This window comes from Marinobacter manganoxydans MnI7-9, assembly GCF_000235625.1.
In the GTDB taxonomy this organism is placed as follows: domain Bacteria; phylum Pseudomonadota; class Gammaproteobacteria; order Pseudomonadales; family Oleiphilaceae; genus Marinobacter; species Marinobacter manganoxydans.
Genome location: NZ_AGTR01000009.1, coordinates 72,699 through 92,708 on the forward strand (window position 1 = coordinate 72,699; position 20,010 = coordinate 92,708).

Sequence of the window (20,010 nt, forward strand, 5' to 3'; positions counted from 1 at the left end):
GGAGGCAACACCGGTTGCCTCCGGCCCGTTAAGGCTGAAGCGTTTCTACAACTTCAAGATTAAAACCAGCCAGCCCTTTGTAATTCAAGGGCGGGCCCATCACCCGTAATTTTTTCATACCCAAATCGGCGAGAATCTGCGACCCGGTTCCGACACTGGAGTAACGTCGGGACGACACATCGGGTGGCGGCGTGTCCTGTTGAGTTGCCCGGGAAAGCAGGCTCTGGGGTGATTCGTGGCTGGCCAGAATGATTACGGTGCCACGCCCTGCCTCAGCAACCTTTTCCAGCGCCGACCACAAGGACCAGGCGCGGGGGCCCTGATAATCCGCCCCGACAAGATCTCGCAATGGGTCGACCGAATGAACCCGAACTAAAGTTGGTTCGCTACTCCTGACATCCCCCATCGTCAAGGCGAGGTGAGCATCGCCTGATATCAGATCCTCATAGGTGTGCAGCACGAATTCACCATGCGCGGTAGACAGTGGCTGTTGCCCGGTATGCTCCACCGTCTTCTCCGTCTCTAGACGGTATTGGATGAGGTCTGCGATCGTACCGATCTTGATTCCATGTTGACGAGCAAACTCCTCCAGCTCGGGACGTCGCGCCATGGTGCCGTCATCGTTCATGACCTCAACAATTACCGCCGCCGGCTCAAGCCCCGCCAGGCCAGTAAGATCGCATCCCGCCTCAGTGTGACCTGCGCGGCTAAGCACCCCACCTGCGCGGGCTCGGAGCGGAAACACGTGTCCCGGCTGGACCAGATCCCGGGCGTGGGCATTCGGCGCGACAGCCGCGAGAATTGTAGTGGCCCGATCTGCTGCTGAAATACCAGTGGTGACCCCCTCCCTCGCCTCAATGGACACCGTAAATGCTGTGGTGAAACTGGAGCCGTTATTTACGGCCATCGGCGCCAGCTCGAGTTGGTTGCATCGTTCGGCAGTAAGAGTAAGGCAGATCAGACCTCGCGCGTGCTTGGCCATAAAATTGATTGCCTCGGGTGTCACGTGCTGTGCAGCTAGCACAAGATCACCCTCATTCTCCCTATCCTCGTCGTCCAGCAATAAGACCATGCGGCCATTTCGAATGTCTTCGATAAGGCTCTGGGTTGAGTCAAAGTTCATATAGTCACCGCTCTATTCGAATGATCGCCATCGCAGGCGCCCATATTTTGGTATACCATAATACAAAAATAAAGGCGGAACGAGGAATAGATGGTGGCTAAGGGCTTTTGGATTGCTAACGTGACAATAACGAAACACGATGATTACGCAAATTATCAGAAACTTGCGCCACGAGCGTTTGAAAAATTTGGCGCCCGTTTTCTAGCCCGAGGCGGAGCTAACCAAGCTTTAGAGGGGCGGGTTACCCCACAACGCACGGTTGTTATTGAGTTTCCTAGCTATCAATCCGCTTTCGATTGTTACCATTCTGAGGAGTACGGCAGAGCAAGGGAGGCGCGCCAAGACGCATCAATTGTCGACATCGTAATCGTTGAGGGGCTCGGGTTCTAACCCGTTTCCACTGACGGCTGTAAGACGGCGCTGGGCTTACCCCGAAACACATAACAAACCCCGAGTCCAAAAGGGAGCCCATTTCATCGGCGCTGATCGCTCAACCTGAATGTCGGTTATTGTTTAGCTGAGCCCGGAGTGTGCCCTTGGTCGCAAAGCGAACATTCAGAAATGTGACTTGCACCCGCACATAGCGACTCAAAAATGGCGTTCACCCGATAGTCAGGTGCAATCGGTCAACTTATCCCGGAGAGCATTTTAAAGTTCTATTCCCCCGTATCGAGGGCAATAACCCCGTTAGATGCAGAAGGGCAAAGTTGTTTAAACCTCACCCTTCTTTCAACAATCAACTACTGATCGGATTGCCAGAAGCAGCCAAATGGCCTTGGGCATTTTGTGCAGAAGCCTTGACAGCTTTCCCGCTAGAAGGCGAGCCAAGATCCGATAATGACGTCACCATAAACTCCGGATAGGCAGCCATGCCACACTCGAAGACATCCATCCCGGAATGCTCCTCTTCATCACTGACGCGCAGACCGATCGTCTTCTTGATCACATAAAGCACGATGAAGCTTGCTAGGAACATCCAGGCAAACGTTACAACGGTACCGATCAGCTGTCCGGTAAAGGTGGCGGCAGGATTCGTGAACAGCACGGCAAAAATACCCCAGATACCCGCAGCCCCGTGCACTGATATGGCGCCCACAGGGTCATCCAGCCTCAAGCGATCCAGCAGCAGAACCGAGAACACCACAACCGCACCGCCCACTGCGCCGATCAGAGTCGCTGCACCAGCCGATGGCAGGAGCGGTTCCGCTGTGATGGCCACCAGGCCCGCCAGCGCACCGTTGATGGTCATTGTCAGATCGGTCTTTCCAAAACGCAGACGGGCAATCAGTGCTGCTACAATCATCCCGCCAGCGGCTGCGGCATTTGTATTTACAAATACTTTCGCCACCGCGTTCGCCTCTTCTACGTTCGCGATTTTCAGTTCAGACCCACCATTAAAGCCAAACCACCCCATCCAAAGGATGAACATTCCTAGAGTCGCCATCGGCAGGTTCGCACCTGGAATCGCATACACTTCACCATTTGGGCCGAACTTTCCCTTCCGCGGGCCAACGAGAATAACGGCCGCCAGAGCAGCGGATGCACCGGCCATATGGACCACCACAGAGCCGGCAAAATCCTGGAAGCCCAGCTGATCAAGGAAACCGCCACCCCATTTCCAGTAACCTTCAACCGGGTAGATAACAGATACCATAACAACGGCAAATACCAGGAACGGCCAGAGTCGCATGCGCTCGGCAACCGCGCCCGAAACGATCGACATAGTGGCAGCTGCGAACACAACCTGGAACATGAAGTCAGACATGCTTGAATAGTAGGGGGCACCCTCACCACCGGCGACCACATCGTCCGTTGCGTTATCGGGGCCTAGCAGGAAATCCAGTCCGGGGATTACGGAATTCACGGGATCACCCGGATACATGATGTTATACCCGACAACCAGATAGGCCACACAGGCCACGCCATAGAGCAGCGCATTCTTGTTGAGTATCTCAACCGTGTTTTTGCCCCTGACAAGCCCGGCTTCCAGCATGGCAAATCCAGCTGCCATCCACATAACCAGTGCCGCACATACCAGGAAATAGAAGGTATCGAGTGCATACCCGAGTTCCAGCCCTAAAGTTTCCATGATTAATCTCTCTGTCGCTTTGGTCTCAATTGTTGGCTCCACGCAAGGTGAACCCTCACACCTAAAGGAATATTTATTTCCCACAGAGAAAAAGCAAAATGCGGGCCTAATTTATAGTCCCTTGTTTTTATTGAAATATATAGAAACTTTGGATATCGGGCGCACTATGGCAGTGCATGCGCGGCCTTTCGTAGTGCCAGATGCGCAAAAACCCGGCAATACCGGGTTTTTGCGGGCACGCTGGATATGACGGATCAGGACGCTTGCGCGACATCCAGAGCCTCACAGGCCTCCAGAGTGTTCTGCAACAGGCAGGCAATGGTCATCGGTCCAACACCGCCGGGCACCGGTGTGATCGCAGCCACCTTGTCGCGCGCGGACTCAAAATCCACGTCACCGACAAGTTTGCCTGACGCCAACCGGTTAATACCGACATCAATTACCGTTGCCCCTGGTTTGAGCCACTCCGCCTTGATGAATCCAGGACTTCCGATAGCGACAAGGACAATATCAGCACGCGCCAGTTCAGCCTGAAGATCCCGTGTTTTCACGTGGCAAACTGTCACGGTGGCTCCGCGCAAAAGCAGCTCCAGTGCTGCCGGGCGACCAACAATATTGGAGGCCCCGACGATTACGGCGTTCTTGCCCATCGGACTGATACCATAGGCGTCCAGCAGGCGCATACAGCCGTATGGCGTACAGGGCCGCAGGATCGGGGATTTAGCCGCCAGGCGGCCCAGATTATATGGATGAAAGCCATCCACGTCCTTGGCGGGAACGATCCGTTCAACCACCGCAGGCACATGCATATGATCCGGCAATGGTAATTGCACGAGGATCCCATGAATCTGTGGATCCTCATTAAGCTCGTCGATCAGAGCCAAGAGCACCTGCTGGCTGGTATCAGCCGCCAGGCGGAAGCTCCGGGACAGGAACCCCGCCTCCTCACACGCCTTGATCTTACTGCGCACGTAAACTTTCGAAGCAGCGTCCTCACCCACCAGAATGACAGCCAGGCCAGGACACATCCGGCCCTGCTCGGCACGCGCACGCACCATCCCTGCAATGTCGCGGCGCAACTGCGCCGCGACTTCTTTACCGTTGATGATTGTGGCTGTATGCACTTTGATCTCCCTCGTTCTAGAAGCTCTGACCAGGAATCCAACAAGTTCCGGCCAAAGGCACTCTCGCCATTGCCGCGGATTCAACCGTCAGCGCAACCAGGTCTTCGGGCTCGAGGTTTCTCAGATCATTCTTGCCACAGGCCCGTGCAAGGGTTTGGGCCTCCAGAGTCAGAACTCGAAGGTAGTTGGCCAGCCTGTGCCCGGCCTCAACCGGATCAAGGCGCTTGCTGAGTTCCGGATCCTGAGTGGAAATACCGGCCGGATCACGACCTTCCTGGTAATCATCGTAGAAACCCGCCGCGGAGCCAATCTTCCGGAACTCTTCGTCGTAACGGGGATGGTTGCAGCCCAGGGCAATCAGGGCGGCGGTGCCGATCGCAACAGCATCGGCACCCAGTGCCATACACTTCGCCACATCGGCACCGTTACGAATACCGCCGGAGACAATCAACTGCACCTTTCGGTGCATCCCCATTTCCTGAAGTGCCTGCACCGCCTGGGGAATCGCCGCCAGCGTCGGAATACCCACGTGCTCGATAAACACCTCCTGGGTCGCTGCGGTTCCGCCCTGCATGCCATCAATCACCACAACATCAGCGCCGGCTTTTACTGCGAGTTTGACATCGTAATAGGTACGGGTAGCCCCCACCTTGATATAGATAGGCACCTGCCAGTCGGTGATCTCCCGCAGTTCCTGGATCTTGATGGCAAGGTCATCCGGTCCTGTCCAGTCCGGATGACGACAGGCTGAGCGCTGATCAATCCCCTTGGGCAGTGTCCGCATCTGGGCCACACGATCACTGATCTTCTGGCCCAGCAGCATACCGCCGCCGCCGGGTTTTGCGCCCTGTCCCAGCACCACCTCAATGGCATCCGCCTTGCGGAGGTCGTCCGGGTTCATACCGTAGCGGGAGGGCAGATACTGATATATCAGCTTCTTCGACTGACCCCGCTCCTCTGCCGTCATACCGCCATCGCCGGTGGTGGTTGATGTCCCCACCTCCGAAGCGCCACGCCCCAATGCTTCCTTGGCATTGGCAGACAACGCGCCGAAGCTCATACCGGCAATGGTGATGGGAATGTCCAGTTTGATCGGCTTCTTGGCAAAGCGGTCGCCCAAAGTCACCGAGGTATTGCACTTCTCCCGGTAGCCTTCCAGCGGATAACGCGACATGCTGGCGCCGAGGAACAGAAGGTCATCAAAATGCGGCAGTTTACGCTTGGCCCCAAAGCCGCGAATATCGTAGATGCCCGTTTCCGCCGCGCGGCGGATTTCCGCCATGGTGGTGCGATCAAAGGTCGCGGACTCCCGCAGCCCTGTGTGTTCGTTCAGTTCGTTGCTCATGATTCAATCCTCTCGCAATCATTCTCAGTAAGCGGAAGCGTTGTCGACCTTGAAGTTGTACAACTGCCGGGCCGAGCCGTATCGCTTGAACCGTGCGGGGTCCTCGTCGATACCGGCCCGGCTCAGCAAGTTGCCCAGCTCCTCGATGTGTTCGGGACGCATTTCCTTCTCTATGCAATCCGCACCGAGCGATTTCACATGACCTTTAACGTAGATATGAACCTCGTAGAGCGAGTCGCCCAACGCCTCGCCGGCATCGCCGCAAACCACGAGATTTCCCGCCTGTCCCATAAAGCAGCTCATGTGACCAACGTTGCCCTTGACGACGATATCCACACCTTTCATTGAGATCCCGCAACGGGCACCAGCGTTGCCCTCGATGACCAGAAGGCCACCGTGGGCTGTGGCGCCTGCGGCCTGGGAAGCATCTCCTTTGATCCGGACCATGCCGGACATCATATTCTCGGCAACACCTTGGCCGGCATTGCCATGCACCGTAACAGTGGCCTTCTTGTTCATGCCCGCACAGAAGTAGCCGGCATGGCCCATGATGTTGACTGACAGGTTCTGGTCGAGACCACAGGCGATGTTGTGTTGGCCATGAGGGCTGAACACGTCAAATTCCCGCTCCATGCATTCTCCCGACTGATCGTGCAGGGCCTGATTCAGTTCACGGACAGTATTTTGAGTTAGATCGAAGGTTTTCATTGGCTGGCTCCTCAGGCGTCCCGCTCCCAAATATAAAAAGTTGCCGGTTCCGGCTCCCAGACAGTAGCGTGTTCAATTCCCGGCAGGCCGGCCAGCGCCTGGTATTCAGAGGCCATGGCAACATAGTCATCGGTTTCAGCCAGCACTGCCGGTTTGCAGGCAATAGGGTCACGCATTACAGCAAAGCCATTGCGTGTGCCGATTGTGAACGTAAAGAAACCGTCCAGATCTTCCAGGGCGTGCTCAAGTGCCTGTTTGAGGGAGTCACCCTGTTCCAGCCGCCATGCGAGATAGCCTGCGGCCACCTCGGAATCATTCTCGGTCTCAAACCGGATGCCCTCACGGCACAGCACTTCACGCAGGCGGTTGTGATTGGATAGTGAGCCGTTATGCACCAGGCAAAGATCCATACCCGTGGTGAACGGGTGGCTCCCCTCCATGGTGACCGCCGATTCAGTGGCCATCCGAGTGTGGCCAATGATATGACTGCCTTTCATTTCGCTCAGTTTGAACTTGCCCGCAATCTTTTCTGGCAAGCCAACCTCCTTGAGAATCTCAATTGAGCGGCCGATGCTCAGCACCAGTGCATCCGGCGCGCTCTCCTGCAGCCATGCCCGGACCTGCTCCTCACCCGCGCGGATCTTGAAAACAGCCGCATTGGCGTTACGGAACCAGGAGAGCTCGGTAACCAGGCCCTCCGCCATGGCACCCGCAAGTGACTCCCAGTCATAATCGTCTTCCGGGTGACGAAGGGTCACTTTGGTTTCTCCTTCGGGCACTTCGTCGCCATAAATGGCGAAACCGGCACTGTCGGGACCGCGATCGGTCATCGCAATGAGCATTGGCTCAAACAGCTCACCCAACTGGCTTTCCAGGGACGGGTTTTTCAGGTAAAGACCTACAATTCCACACATAATTCGGACCTCATGCCGGCTTTCCGGCAATAAAGCGTTGTTTTCGTTGATCCGCAGAATCAGAAAAATTCGGCGTAATGCTTAACTTCCCAATCCGAGACGTGACGGCTGTATTCCGTCCATTCCTCGCGCTTCACAGCGAGGAATTCAGAGACGATCTCCTGCCCCATCTTTTCGGTAAACAAAGTGTCTGCTTCAAGCGCATCGAGAGCTTCATTCAGGCTCTGCGGCAGGATGCCAACGCCCCTGGCCTTGATTTCCTCCAGCGACAGGTCATAGAGATTCACATTCATCGGTTCACCGGGATCCAGTTCACGCTCGACACCGTCCATACCCGCGGCGATCAGTGCCGCGTGCACCAGATACGGGTTACAGCCAGAATCCGGCAGACGGAACTCCAGTCGGCCATAGGGCACTCTCACCATGGCTGAGCGGTTGTTGTCGCCATAGCAGATGTAAGCAGGAGCCCAAGTCGCGCCGGAGGCATTGCCACCCACGACCAGGCGCTTGTAGGAGTTCACGGTTGGTGCGGCGAAGGCACAGATAGCTCTGGCGTGCTCGATAATTCCGGCAGTGAAGTGGTAGGCCATTTTGGAAAGCCCCATACCATTCGGATCGCTCGGGTCGTGGAACAGGTTCTTTCCCGCCTCATCAGTGATGGAAAGGTGGAAATGCATGCCATTGCCGGTGCGATCAGACGCTGGCTTGGGCATAAATGAACACACCATGCCCAGCTTATTTGCAATCTCACCCGCCGCCATCCGCACAAATGTGAAGCGGTCGGCCGAGGTCAATGCATCACTGTAGGTGTAATTGATCTCGAACTGACCATTCGCGTCTTCGTGATCAATCTGATAAACATCGAAATCCACAGCCTGCAGGGACTCTACCAACTGCTCCAGAAATTCCCGGGAGCGGGACAGCCCCTTATAGTCGTAGCAAGGCTTGTCGAGCACATCGCTCTCGTCCACCGGTGTCAGAGAGTCGTCCCCTTCACGGTTGAAAAGTGAGAACTCGGGTTCCAGGCCGGTGTTCAGCGTCCAGTTACGCTCTTTGAACAGCTCAAGTTGGCGTTTCAGAACAACCCGGGAACAATAGGGGTGCGGTTTATCGTTGACATAACCATCGCAGGCGATGCGCGCATAACCTGGCTGCCAGGGCACGGCACTGAGAGTCCCCAGATCGCCACGCGCCATAAAATCCGGGCCGTGCGGCTTCATGCCCAGCCCCCAGACCGCGAAACCGGCAAAACCGGCGCCGCTCTCGACGATACTGTTCAGGCAGCTGGCCGGAACCGACTTGGTTTTGGCCACGCCGTGAATGTCGACGAATTGTACGAGGATATACTTGATCTGGTTATCGTCGATAAATTGGTTAATATTTGCGGGCGTCATGACGCTCCTCCTTCGTGGGTATTAGAATCCTGTAGTTCACAAACCAGTTCACTGAACAGATTTTCAAGGTAGCGGTGGAAGCCATCACCAACGCCCACCAGTAATGTGTCATCATTCTTTGTCCGGTAGAGCCAGCAGTTCACCCCGGCGACGGAAGCCATTAGCCAGCCCCCCGGTTCAAAAGTACGGAAATCGAATTGACAGACGCGGGCCATGAGTTCATGCCAGTTGTCGCCGCGGACCGCCAACACACGATCAGCGCGTCTGAAACACCAGTTGTGCACCGGGAGCGGGTGTCCCTCAGGCAGAAACACCATGAACTCATCGGTTCCGGTCCGGGCGACAAGTGCGCCGGCCTGCTCCATGGCCGACAGTCGTTGTTCAGGCTGTGGCAGGCTGGCAGCACCCAGCGCCTCTCCGCTGCCGGGCCCCGTCAGCAGATAGCCCTGCAGGTCATTCCTTAGAGTCACAGTCAACGCAGTCATCAGGCCACCTCCGTCAGATCCGCCGTCTGGCGCTTGCCGTCAGCATCGTAGAAAGGCGTTTTGCAGGGAGACATAGCAACGAGGCTGCCGCTGTCCACCCGCACATGAAGGGTTTTTGCCTCGTTTGCCAGCGGCAGGTCCAACATGGCCAGGCCGATGTAGCGGCCAAGCGCCGGACTATAGGCAATGCTGGTCACCCGGCCTGCGATGTCACCGTCCTTAATCACCAGGTGGCATTCCTTAATCCGCTCGCCGCTATAGCCCTGGGGCAACATAAATCCTGTCAGCCTGCGTTGGCAGCGTTCTTTCAGCACGACCAGGGAAGGTTTACCGGTAAACCAGGGTTTGCTCTTGAGGGGGATGGCCCAGGGCATGTTGGCCTCAAACGGGTTGGTCAGACCGTCGGTATCCTGGCCGACAATGACGTGGCCCTTCTCCAGCCGCAGAATGCGCTGGGCTTCGACGCCAAACGGACGGATGTTGTACCGGGCACCGGCACGCATCAGCGTATGCCAGATTTCCATGGCTTTGTGGGCAGGCGCGTGGATCTCATAGCCCAGTTCGCCAACAAAACCGACACGGATCAGCCGCACTTTTGCGCCACACATTGTGCCCTCGCGGATGCCCAGATAGGGGAAGCTCTCTTCGCTCAGATCCACATCCGTCAGCGTCTTAAGAAGCTCGCGCGACAAAGGTCCGGCAAGATTCATCGCCGCCAGGGAGTCGGTCAGGTTCACCAGGCGCACATCCAGTCCCAGATCCATCACCGTCTGAGACAGAATGCGGAAGGTCGCTGCCGCATGACTGGTGGTGGCGGATACATAAAAGCGGTCTTCACCAAGTCGGGCGGCAATACCGTCATCAATGATCACACCACTGTCTTCCACCAGCAGGGCATAACGTGTCATGCCCTGCCTGATGGTAGACATTTTCATGGTGTAAACCGCATCTAGGAGCCTCGCGGCATCCGGTCCCAGAACCTCGATCTTGCCCAGGGTGGAGACATCGATCAGCCCCAGACGGCTGCGCACTGCCTGAGCTTCACGCAGAATGGCCTGTTCGCGTTCTTCCGGCTGGCCGTAGTATTCCGGCCGCTGCCAGTGTCCGGCTTCCATCATCCGGGCGCCATGGGCCTCGTGCCATTCCTGCATTGGGGTACGTCTTTCTGGGCGGAAGCGCCGCCCGGCCAGGGCGCTGACCGGTACCGGGTGGAACATGGGCCGGGCTGTGGTCGAGCCGGTTTTGTCGATCGACTGGCCCCGAATCGCAGCGAGGATGCGGATACCGTTCATGTTCGAATGCTTGCCCTGGCTTGGACCCATGCCGATGGTCGAAAAGCGCTTAATCAGCTCAATGTTGTCGAAGCCCTCTTTAGCGGCATTAACAAGGTCCTTCAACTGGAGGTCTTCATCCATATCGACAAAATTCTTGCCCGCCGGATGAGAGACTATGGGCCACGGGTGGCTATGAGCCTGCCGATCCCGGTGTAGAGTCTGGCTTTCGGCATGGAACTCACCCCTCAGCTCAGCCAGCGCGGCCCGGGCGGCGCGTTTACCATCGGCCAGGCGTTGCTCTAGGGTGAAAGCTCCGTTCACACGCCCACAGGCATGGATGCCAGCGGGCAGTTCTCGGGGCAGGATCTGCTGCAGGGTGTCGTCATAACCCAGTTTGCCCTTAGCCTGGTAAAGCAGTTGGGAAGCCGGGGCCCAGCCCACGCTCATCAGCAAAAGATCACAATCGATGGCCGTCAGCTCGGACGGATCACAGTCCTTGCCATTAAATGCAGCCACCTGGACAGATTGAAGGTGCCGACTTCCCTGAGCGGCGTAGATCCCGCATCCGCGGTAGACAGGAACCCCCTTATCAGTAACCTGCTGCGCCCAGGAGCCACGCTGAGGTGTTGATTCAAGATCCACCACTGCAGCCAATTCAATGCCGGCCTCCATCAAATCCAGGGCGGCACGGTAGCCTTCGTCATTGGCACAGAGTACGACGGCCCGGTGGCCCGGACTGACCGCGTAGCGGGAAATCAAACGCTGGGCAGCAGAAGCCATCATTACGCCCGGCAGGTCGTTGTTCCGGAACACAGCTGTCTGCTCCATGACCCCAGTGGCACAGATCATTCCCTCTGCACGCAATTTGGTAATACCCTTCGGGCCAACCAGGGGAATGTAGTGATCTGTGTACCAGCCAGCAGCATAGTGCTGTTCAAACAGACGGATGTTGGCATGGTTCCGCACCTTATCCTTCAGGGCGGCTCTTACCCCGGTCGCCGCTGGTTCATTGGCCAGCTGGTAATCAAGGCTGCCGCCAATATGCGGGTTCTCATCGACCAGCACTACGTCCGCCCCGGCCTCTGCCGCTGTCAGCGCAGCTTGCATGCCGCTGGCGCCGGCTCCGACAACGAGCAGCTCACAGTAATCGTAACGCTTGGGCGTGCGCTGCTCGGTCCAGTCAGTATTGACCCGGCCCAGACCGGCTTTTTCCCGGATCTTGCGCTCCCAGAAGGGAAACAGCTTCTTCGGTCGGTGAAAGACCTTGTAGTAGAAGCCCACCGGCATAAAGCGCGCGAACAAACCGATGAAACGATCCCGGTCATTCTCCAGCGAGCCATTAACGTTACAGGCATGAAGTTCGATCCCTTCGGTCAAAGGCTCGACATCGCCACGGATATTGGTGGCGTCCGCACTCTGAAACAGAGCGTTCACGTCATGATTCGCCAGCGTCAGGGCGCCGCGAGGACGATGGTATTTGAAACTACGCCCCAGCAATGAGTGGCCGGAGGCCATCAGCGCCGAACTAATGCTATCCCCGGCAAAACCGGACAGGCTCTTCCCTTCGAAACGGAAGGTCACTGTTCTGCCGCGATCGATCCATTCCAGGGGTTGTTGATCAAGCCGGTATGTCATAACGCACCTCCCGGGCATCGACGATCGCTTTCACCTCATCGGTCAGCGTGTCTCGGTCAAGGATGAACCAGTAACCGGTTGGCCGGTGATACCAGCGCTCACGCAGGACACTGGGTGCGCCCTGGCGATTGAACACAAAAGCGGCCCAGGTGGCGGTATCGCAGTCCACCGGCGGCTTGCGCACCTCTCCGACGTAATCGAATTCACTGATGGGACGACGACCGATCAGTGGACAATCCAGTAATTTCATTTTTCGACTCCTCAATGTCCGACCGATGCAGCGCCTTTCTCTCCGACCAGATCGAAGTCGGCGAAGCGGCTGTAGCGGAATGGTTCGATCAGTTCGTGGGTCTGGTCATTGGCCGCGGTCCAGGCCATGGTCTTGCCGCTAACCGGCGTCGCCTTGAAGCCCCAGGTGCCCCAACCGGCATCCAGATAGAACCCTTCGATGGGAGTTTTACCCATAATGGGAGCAAAATCCGGGGTCATATCGCTCATGCCCGCCCACTGCCTCATGACTTTCAGGCGGCTCATGAACGGGAACAGGTCCACCATCTGGTCAGCCAGACCCTCGACAAAATCAAAGGAGGAGCGTGTGGAGTGGAGCACGGAGGGATCCACGGAGGCGCCCATCACCATCTCACCCCGTGACGACTGACTGACATACACATGCAGACTTCCGGAGACGACAATGGTGTCCATAAACGGCTTGACCGGCTCGGACACGCACGCCTGCAGAGGGAAGATCTCGATGGGCGTCGGCAGGTTCAGCATTTCAGTAATGCGTGGGGTGGAGCCGGCCACCATAGAGATAACCTTGCCACAACTGATGGCACCCCGATCTGTATCAACACCTATCACCCGTCCGTCACGGGTACGAATATCGGTGACACGGGTTCTCTGATGAATCTCGACGCCACGGTTATAGGCACCACGGGCATAGCCCCAGGCCACCGCGTCGTGCCGAGCCACCGATCCGGGCGCGTGGTAGAGTGCCCCCATTACCGGAGTATGACCGGCACATTCCAAATCCATATAAGGCACGGCCTTGCCGATTTCATCGCGACCGACTACCTCACTGTCGATGCCATAATGCTTGTTGACCTCAGCCCGCCAACGCATGGTTCGCATTGCGCTGTCGGTGTGTGCCAGAGTGAAGTGCCCCCGTGTGGAGTAGAAAATGTTGAGATCAAACTCGTCGGAAAGATCCTCGAACAACTTCACACTGGTGTCGTAGAACTTGACGCCTTCCGGAGTCAGGTAGTTGGAGCGCACAATCGTGGTGTTGCGACCGGTATTGCCGCCACCGATGTAGCCTTGCTCCAGAACAGCCACATTGGTAATGCCGTGCTCTTTTGCCAGATAGTAGGCACACGCCATACCGTGACCACCACCGCCGATAATGACGACGTCATAGTGCGACTTCAGTTCCTTGGGCTCCGGGAAGAAACGCGGTTCGTCGTGCGAACGCTTGAACCCGTATTTCAGTAGTTTCCAGGACATTACTCTCTCCCTTCCGGTTTCAGGCGAATACAACGGTCTTGTTGCCGTTCACCAGGACGCGGTCTTCGATGTGATAACGCAGTCCCCTAGCAAGAACCGCTTTTTCCACATCCTTGCCCAAACGGACCATGTCTTTGGTGGTGTTATGGTGGGTAACTCGAAGCACGTCCTGCTCGATGATGGGTCCGGCATCAAGGTCCGGTGTCACGTAATGGCAGGTGGCTCCGATCTGTTTCACACCGCGTTCTGCTGCCTGGTGATAGGGGCGCGCCCCGATAAAGGACGGCAAGAAACTGTGGTGGATGTTGATGATGCGGCCCGGATACTTTTCGCACAGGGTTTCGGGAATGATCTGCATGTACTTGGCTAGTACGATGGCGTCGGCCTCGACAGACGCAATTTGCTCCTGAACCGCCTGAAAATGTGGTTTTTTGTCGGCTTTATCGACGGGAACGTGGATAAACGGTATACCGTGCCACTCAACAAAAGAGCGCAGGGTCTCGTGGTTTGAAATGACACAGGGGATATCGCAATCCAGCTCCCCGGCACGCCACCGGTAAAGCAGGTCGGAGAGACAGTGCGACTCTTTGGAGACCATGACCACGACCCGTTTTCTCTGCGCGGAATCCGTGATGTCCCAATTCATAGAAAACCGTTCCGCCAGGTCGTTGAACTTTGCCCGGAATTCCTCCAGGCCGAACGGAAGCGAATCAGCTACCACCTCGTAACGCATGAAAAACAGACAGGACTCTGCATCGGCGAACTGGTGAGCCTCAATGATCCAGCCTTTGTGATTGGCAATGAACTGTGAAACCGCTGCCACAATACCCACGGTATCGGGACAGGATATCGAGAGTTTGTAGCGACGTGTGTTTTCAGGATTAAGTACCATTCCCCTGCCTTTTTCTCTAACAAGAAATTTAGTTTCCCTTTGGTAAAGCACAAGGCTTGCCAAAATGAACTCGGCAGCAGAATTAAGTTCCCTTTGTTTCGTAAGCTCCTGAAAACCGTACTTTAATGAATATATATTTACCCACAGGAATATATGATGAAAGAAGGTAGCCGCAACAAAAACCGCCCAAAGTCGCACCAAATTGATGCCAGGCCGCACCAATAAGGATCAAAACTCTGCAACGGGACGCTGAGAGTAGCCGCTACAGATCGCACACGGCGGGTATTGAGAAAGATGTTTTCCGAACAGGAATAATGCGGTTAGACTATGCTGGATCGAGGAGAGCCCTATGCCCACTGATAGCCCTGCATCGCGACACATTGAAGCCCTGGAAGAGGGAAAAATCAGCTTCAGCCGTGAAAACCACAATCCTCGCCTGAAACTTGAGCAGTACATCGGTATGCGGGTAAAGCGAAAGCGACAGGAGCAGGGCCTGAAGATCACCGACGTAGCTCGTATTGCAGAGCTAAGCCAGGGCATGGTCAGCAAGATCGAGAACGCCCAAGTATCGACCAGCCTCGAGACGCTCAGCAGGCTTTGCGACGCAATCAGTCTGCCGATTTCGCAGTTATTCAGTGATTATGACCGGCCTGACGGTGGCGCCCAGCTAACCAAGGCCGGGCAAGGCATGGAGGTGGTTCGAAGGGGAACTGAGAAGGGACATACCTACCAGCTACTTAACTACCACCGGGGCAGCCAGAAAAGCTACGAACCTTTTCTGATCATCATGGACGATGCAGCTGAGGTCTTTCCTACGTTTTCCCATCCGGGCCTTGAATTCATATACATACTGGAAGGTGAAATACTGTATCGGCATGGCAATCACCTCTACGAAATGGGGCCCGGTGATTCGCTATCATTCGATAGCGAAGTTCCTCACGGCCCGGAGGAGCTGCTTAAAGTGCCAATCAGACTGCTCTCCATCATTCATTACGACGACTAGCCCCCAGCGCCCGACATGAAACCGATAAAGTCGTTGAATGCGCTACAGAAGCCCAGTGCTATATGGGAAGAGATTAGAGTCCATAAAGGAAAAGGTCGGGAACTAGGCGCCAGCCATGTTCCAGCCGGCTTCCCGAATCTCCACTAGTGTCCCGTCTGGGTAGTCCGTTTATTTATTATCAATAACACTCAGCTTTGCTCGCGCCACTGAAGTCATAATCGATTCTGCACTCTTGTGCCAGCGGAACGGCTTTGCCAGTTTCTCATTATGAGTTTGGATAAAGCGACGAATCGCCTTCTTCAGTTCGCCAACACTGGTAAAAATGCCACGGTACAAAGCGCGGCGTTCCAGTTGACCAAACCAGCCCTCCACGGCATTCAGCCAAGAGGCGCTGGTTGGTGTGAAGTGAAGCTTGAACCGGGGATGTTTTTCCAGCCAGGCTTTCACTTCTGGTGTTTTGTGAGTCGAGCTGTTGTCCAGAATCAGATGAAGGTCCTGCTCTTTCGGTGTTTCTCGATCAATTTGTCTCAGGAAATCGAGAAACTCTTTGGCGCGGTGGCGTTGTGTAATGCGCCCAATCACTTCGCCGTTCAGGATATTCAGGGCCGCATATAAGCTGGTCGTCCCGTGCCTCTTGTAATCGTGGGTACGGCGCTCGATCTGGCCGGGTTTCAGTTGCAGCTTTGGTTGAGTGCGATCCAGTGCCTGGATCTGCGTTTTTTCATCAACCGACAGCACCAGCGCGTTATCTGGCGGGTTCAGGTACAGGCCAACGACATCGAAAACCTTCTCAGCAAAGTCTGGATCGTTGCTTATTTTGAAAGTTTTCAGCCGGTGCGGTTTCAGGTCAGCCGCTTTCCAGATCTGATGCACTTGCCAGCGACTGACTCCGGCATATTCGGCCATCAGTCGGACGCTCCAGTGGGTAGATTCCTTGGGCAGCTTTTTGACCGTGTCATCAAGAATAGCTTTAACCTTTTTCTGGTCCAGCTTTCTGGGTTGTCCAGGTCTTGGTGCATCCCGAAGACCGCTCAGACCCTGTTCGGTGTAACGATTACGCCACTTGAATACCGTGGCCGTCGTGGTTCCCAGTTGCTCCGCAACGACTTTGGGTGATTCACCGGCATTCAGGGCCAAAACGATTCGTGCTCGCAGAACGAGATTCTGGCTCAGCGTGCTTGTTCGCAACCAGCTTTCCAGCTCCAGTTGATCGTTTACCGTAAGATTAAAGGGGTATCCGGAATTGAGTGTGGGAACAGATGATTTTCTCTCTCCCTCAATTCCGGTATCAATGTAGAAACCTCAGGAAAAATGGCCGCTTTCCAGCAGGTCGCAAAGCGTAGGGATATGTGGACCGTACTCAACCGTTCTGGGCGCTTTTTCCAGACCAACAGATCTTGCCATAGTCCCTGGCTGAGATTTGCCTTTTGGCTTTCGCCCTCTCAACTTGGTTGTCGGTTTACGCGCTTGCTTCTCATAGATCAGTCGAGCACGCATGACCTCAAAGCTGTATCCGCGTCCCATCCGGTTAATGTCCTTTGCCAGCCGATTTACAGACTCAGTATAGGCGTTTGTGATCTGGTGATCATAGAAGTTGAAAACCTCCCCCCACCAGTTCAATAACGCAGTGCGGGATGCCTCAAAGGCTGGCTCGATTGCAGGCGGCAGTGATCTCATCCATGCGCGTGCAAACTCCTGAGCTTCATTCTTATTTTTGCATGAGTATATGCGGTGGAAGTTTTCCTTAGCCTCGTAAGCCATAGCAAGTTCAGGGTGCAGGTCGAACCAGGACTGCATTTTTTCACGCTGCTCAGACGAAAGGTTGTGCTCCCTCTCCAAAAGGATAAAGCGGTCGTCTTTCAGCTTCAGCCTTTGTCGAGTGTTAAGTCCTTTGCGAATCTGCTTTCGCACGGCCTCCAGTGCCTCGTTGGCCATGCGGATGACATGCCAGCGATCCACCACAATATCGCGACCTGGTAGCTGCGCGTTCACGACATCCTTGTAGGTGCGCCACATATCCATCGTCACGACCTTTACCTTGTGCTTATCAGAGGGTTGGCAGACAAACGTGAAAAATTCCCCAGAAACACGCCCAATCCATTGAATTTCCGAATTTTTGGGTAGGTTTTTTTTATCCAGCTTCATCCTCAACGCTCGGCCGAGCTTTGGACGCTCCCGACTTCTCCAAAATGTATCCGTTTCATGAAACATGTATCGTTTTGTAAATTCGTTTGGACAAAAGATCAACCCTAGCCTAGCTTGGATTGTACGGAAATTGACCAGCACACAGGGAGTGGATACATGAAATTTACCGCTATCAGTTTTACGTTTTTCGCACTGATTTCGTCAGTTGCGCTTGCAGAGAAACCGCGTGCAATACCGGACGGAGCTTCAGCGATTGAAAACCTGTCATTTACGGTAAGTGCTTCGGACAGAAATCCAGCTTCGGCGACAAGACAAGCCGCATCATTTGGTAAATCTCCGCAACAGCGACCCCCATCTTTTGCGCCGGCATCACTTAAAGCTCCCAAAGCCAATAAAACCATGGAGAAGCACGGAGCCAAAAAAATTAAGGTTCGCTCAGTGATTGCTGGCCCGAACTCTTAATTATCACTTGGCATCGTGAGTGATGCCTAGCCCCGAACGTCCAAACCACATGGAGGTGACTTATGTCATTCCGCATTCGAGTTGTGGCTTGCCTGATCGCAAGCACCGCGCTTGCGTCAACCGCCCAGGCCAACATCCGCGATTATTACGAAGAGCCGGGTTTGAACCCGTTCAAGGAAACTATCAACCAGAATTTCGGAGAAGAGATCGATCCCTTCTCGGGTCAACTGCAACTGAGCTATACGGATCTCGTCGTGCCCGGTAATGGTGGTTTCGATATCCGCATCAACCGGATTTACAACAACCCTCAAGACGCCTTTTTGCCATACAGCCCCTATGGCTACGGCTGGAGCATGCATTTTGGCCGCATTGCCGTCTCAGAAAGCAACGCGGATAAGGTTTGTAATCAGAATCTGTTTGCCGTGGATGTGCTCGACAACCCCTCTCTGGAGCTGGCCGACGGTAGTCGCCAGTTGCTGGTACTGGCGGATCAACACAGCCCTGAGCTAATTACCAAGCAGTGGTGGAGTGCGAATTGCAATAGCAGCAACGATGTGATTGTAAAATCGCCGGATGGCACCACCTACACCATGGATTACCGGGCCAACGACTCTGAGGGCCTGAAGATCTACGCGACCCGCATCGAGGATGCCAACGGCAACTGGATGACCATTGACTACAACACCAATGCGTTCAGCATCACCTACATTGAGTCGATTTCGACCAGTGACGGGCGCTCGGTCAATTACAGTTATGCGAATACCGGAAGCGACAACATGCACGAGTATATAGCGAATATTATGTACTTCACTTAGTGAGTGAGTGAGTGCCCCATGAGCAAGGGCTTTTGGGGCATCTTTTGTTTTTACACAGTGTGTAATTCGGTGTGTAAAAAGAGAAGCGCCTGCTCCAAGGGCTCTGCCCTCTCGCCGCAAGCGACGATTCACCCGAGGTATTTCACGACCAGCGATGTGATCGAGTAAGAGCACAGATAAAGATAGCTTCTTCGGGGATGCTTAAAAGTGAGCAGTGGTCGTCCCACCATACTCATACTGTAGCTGGAGGTTGCCACAATAAATTGGCCGCCAGTAGCTCTGGTCGCAAAGCGAACCTTCAGGAAGGTTCATGAGTTTTGGTCCAAGTGGTTTGGTCGAGTCTTCGGGCATTTTGAAGGGAACTTTCTGGTGCTATCCAAAATGCCCGAAGACTTGACCATTGAATTACCTCTTTAATTTAACGCATTGATAGTACGCACCGGTATCAGGGCTTCGTACCCGGCCGAGGCACCATATAGATCACGGATCACCCCAGCTCGACGGAGTTTGGCCCCAGTAAGCTGTCTTGCGCTATTTATCGCGTCCTCCAGTCTGCCAGTGCCACTGGCCAGCTCGTTCAGACTGGCTTCCCAGTGCGCGCGCTGGTTTGGCAAGTGTCGCTCGTTGAGGATGTTCAGTCGACCATGGCCGGCCTCAACGCTTGCCCTCAGTTTAGCTATCGAGGCCCGCCATTCCCGCTGGGCCTGAGTGGCCAGCCATCGTTTTTGTGATGCTTCGGCAGTCGCCTTTCGAACGGCGCTGTGCTGGCGCTGCCCACTAAATGGGATCCGAACGCCAATGCCGACGACCCAACGTTTTCTCTCGTCAGCCCACAGGCTGTTATAGCCGGCATTAGCTGTGAACGTAGGTCGACGATCGACTTCGGCAACATCCAGCCGCGCGCGCCTCGGCTTCCCTCGCCTCGGCTGCACGAATCAGCGGATGATCTGGTTCCAACTGTCCATCGGCGAACAGAAGCGTTTCAGATGGCGCCATCAGTTGCAAACTGGCCCCCGTCGGACGACGCCCAAGCAGAGGAATCAGGTCGCTGGCTAGCCCGGCCTTTTCCGCTTGCAGCTCTACTAGTCTGGCATCTAGG

19 protein-coding genes and 1 pseudogene are annotated in these 20,010 nt (G+C 55.3%); 4 read left to right on the forward strand and 16 right to left on the reverse strand.

Annotated features, from left to right (window positions below; translation table 11 throughout):
• Positions 1–28 precede the first annotated feature (28 nt).
• A complete protein-coding gene (gene ribBA, locus KYE_RS01765) occupies positions 29–1,123 on the reverse strand; it encodes a bifunctional 3,4-dihydroxy-2-butanone-4-phosphate synthase/GTP cyclohydrolase II (protein ID WP_008169823.1) in 1,095 nt (364 codons plus the stop codon).
• Positions 1,124–1,213: 90 nt separating this feature from the next.
• Here ribBA and KYE_RS01770 point away from each other — a divergent pair, with 90 nt between their 5' ends.
• Positions 1,214–1,513, forward strand: coding sequence for a DUF1330 domain-containing protein (locus tag KYE_RS01770; protein WP_008169824.1), 300 nt, complete (start codon positions 1,214–1,216; stop codon positions 1,511–1,513).
• Positions 1,514–1,859: 346 nt separating this feature from the next.
• Here KYE_RS01770 and KYE_RS01775 read toward each other — a convergent pair whose 3' ends face one another.
• From KYE_RS01775 to purU, 11 genes are all read right to left on the reverse strand, one after another.
• Positions 1,860–3,212, reverse strand: a complete 1,353-nt coding sequence (locus tag KYE_RS01775) for an ammonium transporter (protein ID WP_008169825.1) — start codon at positions 3,210–3,212, stop codon at positions 1,860–1,862.
• Between the two features lie 254 nt (positions 3,213–3,466).
• Positions 3,467–4,336, reverse strand: a complete 870-nt coding sequence (gene folD, locus KYE_RS01780; RefSeq protein ID WP_008169826.1) for a bifunctional methylenetetrahydrofolate dehydrogenase/methenyltetrahydrofolate cyclohydrolase FolD — start codon at positions 4,334–4,336, stop codon at positions 3,467–3,469.
• 16 nt (positions 4,337–4,352) lie between these two features.
• Entirely contained in the window at positions 4,353–5,681 is a 1,329-nt protein-coding gene (locus KYE_RS01785; protein ID WP_008169827.1) for an FMN-binding glutamate synthase family protein, read from the reverse strand.
• A gap of 24 nt (positions 5,682–5,705) precedes the next feature.
• Positions 5,706–6,389 (reverse strand): protein glxC, encoded by a 684-nt coding sequence (locus KYE_RS01790; protein ID WP_008169828.1) that lies wholly within the window; start codon positions 6,387–6,389, stop codon positions 5,706–5,708.
• Between the two features lie 11 nt (positions 6,390–6,400).
• Positions 6,401–7,303, reverse strand: coding sequence for a class II glutamine amidotransferase (locus KYE_RS01795; protein WP_008169829.1), 903 nt, complete (start codon positions 7,301–7,303; stop codon positions 6,401–6,403).
• A gap of 59 nt (positions 7,304–7,362) precedes the next feature.
• Entirely contained in the window at positions 7,363–8,697 is a 1,335-nt protein-coding gene (gene glnT, locus KYE_RS01800) for a type III glutamate--ammonia ligase (protein WP_008169830.1), read from the reverse strand.
• Positions 8,694–9,182, reverse strand: a complete 489-nt coding sequence (locus tag KYE_RS01805) for a hypothetical protein (RefSeq protein ID WP_008169833.1) — start codon at positions 9,180–9,182, stop codon at positions 8,694–8,696. The genes glnT and KYE_RS01805 overlap by 4 nt, the downstream gene beginning before the upstream one ends.
• On the reverse strand, positions 9,182–12,091 hold the full coding sequence (locus KYE_RS01810; RefSeq protein WP_008169835.1) for a 2Fe-2S iron-sulfur cluster-binding protein: 2,910 nt from the start codon (positions 12,089–12,091) through the stop codon (positions 9,182–9,184). Before KYE_RS01810 ends, KYE_RS01805 begins: the two co-directional genes overlap by 1 nt.
• Positions 12,075–12,341 carry a sarcosine oxidase subunit delta gene (locus tag KYE_RS01815; protein ID WP_008169837.1) on the reverse strand — a complete coding sequence of 89 codons (267 nt, stop codon included), beginning with the start codon at positions 12,339–12,341 and terminating at the stop codon, positions 12,075–12,077. The genes KYE_RS01810 and KYE_RS01815 overlap by 17 nt, the downstream gene beginning before the upstream one ends.
• Positions 12,342–12,352: 11 nt before the next feature.
• Entirely contained in the window at positions 12,353–13,594 is a 1,242-nt protein-coding gene (locus KYE_RS01820; RefSeq protein WP_008169839.1) for an FAD-dependent oxidoreductase, read from the reverse strand.
• A gap of 19 nt (positions 13,595–13,613) precedes the next feature.
• Positions 13,614–14,486, reverse strand: a complete 873-nt coding sequence (purU, locus tag KYE_RS01825; protein ID WP_008169841.1) for a formyltetrahydrofolate deformylase — start codon at positions 14,484–14,486, stop codon at positions 13,614–13,616.
• Between the two features lie 460 nt (positions 14,487–14,946).
• Here purU and KYE_RS01830 point away from each other — a divergent pair, with 460 nt between their 5' ends.
• Entirely contained in the window at positions 14,947–15,489 is a 543-nt protein-coding gene (locus KYE_RS01830) for a helix-turn-helix domain-containing protein (RefSeq protein ID WP_050898231.1), read from the forward strand.
• Between the two features lie 168 nt (positions 15,490–15,657).
• Here the strand turns inward: KYE_RS01830 and KYE_RS01835 are convergent, their stop codons facing one another.
• Together KYE_RS01835 and KYE_RS01840 are read right to left on the reverse strand one after the other, a co-directional pair.
• A complete protein-coding gene (locus tag KYE_RS01835; protein ID WP_081467489.1) occupies positions 15,658–16,695 on the reverse strand; it encodes an IS630 family transposase in 1,038 nt (345 codons plus the stop codon).
• 96 nt (positions 16,696–16,791) lie between these two features.
• Entirely contained in the window at positions 16,792–17,634 is an 843-nt protein-coding gene (locus KYE_RS01840) for a transposase (protein ID WP_050898228.1), read from the reverse strand.
• Between the two features lie 156 nt (positions 17,635–17,790).
• Here KYE_RS01840 and KYE_RS21425 point away from each other — a divergent pair, with 156 nt between their 5' ends.
• Positions 17,791–18,096: a hypothetical protein gene (locus KYE_RS21425; protein WP_139043652.1), complete on the forward strand. Its 306-nt coding sequence runs from the start codon at positions 17,791–17,793 to the stop codon at positions 18,094–18,096.
• 62 nt (positions 18,097–18,158) lie between these two features.
• Complete coding sequence (locus KYE_RS01845) at positions 18,159–18,911, forward strand: hypothetical protein (RefSeq protein WP_008169849.1); 753 nt, start codon at positions 18,159–18,161, stop codon at positions 18,909–18,911.
• 413 nt (positions 18,912–19,324) lie between these two features.
• Here the strand turns inward: KYE_RS01845 and KYE_RS01850 are convergent, their stop codons facing one another.
• A complete protein-coding gene (locus tag KYE_RS01850) occupies positions 19,325–19,843 on the reverse strand; it encodes a TolC family protein (RefSeq protein WP_008169850.1) in 519 nt (172 codons plus the stop codon).
• A pseudogene (locus tag KYE_RS21760) lies at positions 19,764–20,010 on the reverse strand (hypothetical protein); the annotation flags it as partial. The pseudogene KYE_RS21760 and the gene KYE_RS01850, both read right to left, overlap by 80 nt.

Bases quoted from the DNA above. Each gene is read 5' to 3' on its own strand.
- KYE_RS01775 (WP_008169825.1), bottom strand. From the start codon at position 3,212: ATGGAAACTTTAGGGCTGGAACTCGGGTATGCACTCGATACCTTCTAT.
- ribBA (WP_008169823.1), bottom strand. From the start codon at position 1,123: ATGAACTTTGACTCAACCCAGAGCCTTATCGAAGACATTCGAAATGGC.
- glnT (WP_008169830.1), bottom strand. From the start codon at position 8,697: ATGACGCCCGCAAATATTAACCAATTTATCGACGATAACCAGATCAAG.
- KYE_RS01805 (WP_008169833.1), bottom strand. From the start codon at position 9,182: ATGACTGCGTTGACTGTGACTCTAAGGAATGACCTGCAGGGCTATCTG.
- KYE_RS01845 (WP_008169849.1), top strand. From the start codon at position 18,159: ATGTCATTCCGCATTCGAGTTGTGGCTTGCCTGATCGCAAGCACCGCG.
- KYE_RS01790 (WP_008169828.1), bottom strand. From the start codon at position 6,389: ATGAAAACCTTCGATCTAACTCAAAATACTGTCCGTGAACTGAATCAG.
- KYE_RS01795 (WP_008169829.1), bottom strand. From the start codon at position 7,303: ATGTGTGGAATTGTAGGTCTTTACCTGAAAAACCCGTCCCTGGAAAGC.
- purU (WP_008169841.1), bottom strand. From the start codon at position 14,486: ATGGTACTTAATCCTGAAAACACACGTCGCTACAAACTCTCGATATCC.
- KYE_RS01815 (WP_008169837.1), bottom strand. From the start codon at position 12,341: ATGAAATTACTGGATTGTCCACTGATCGGTCGTCGTCCCATCAGTGAA.
- KYE_RS01785 (WP_008169827.1), bottom strand. From the start codon at position 5,681: ATGAGCAACGAACTGAACGAACACACAGGGCTGCGGGAGTCCGCGACC.
- KYE_RS01770 (WP_008169824.1), top strand. From the start codon at position 1,214: ATGGTGGCTAAGGGCTTTTGGATTGCTAACGTGACAATAACGAAACAC.
- KYE_RS21425 (WP_139043652.1), top strand. From the start codon at position 17,791: ATGAAATTTACCGCTATCAGTTTTACGTTTTTCGCACTGATTTCGTCA.
- KYE_RS01840 (WP_050898228.1), bottom strand. From the start codon at position 17,634: ATGAAGCTGGATAAAAAAAACCTACCCAAAAATTCGGAAATTCAATGG.
- KYE_RS01820 (WP_008169839.1), bottom strand. From the start codon at position 13,594: ATGTCCTGGAAACTACTGAAATACGGGTTCAAGCGTTCGCACGACGAA.
- KYE_RS01810 (WP_008169835.1), bottom strand. From the start codon at position 12,091: ATGACATACCGGCTTGATCAACAACCCCTGGAATGGATCGATCGCGGC.
- KYE_RS01830 (WP_050898231.1), top strand. From the start codon at position 14,947: ATGCGGGTAAAGCGAAAGCGACAGGAGCAGGGCCTGAAGATCACCGAC.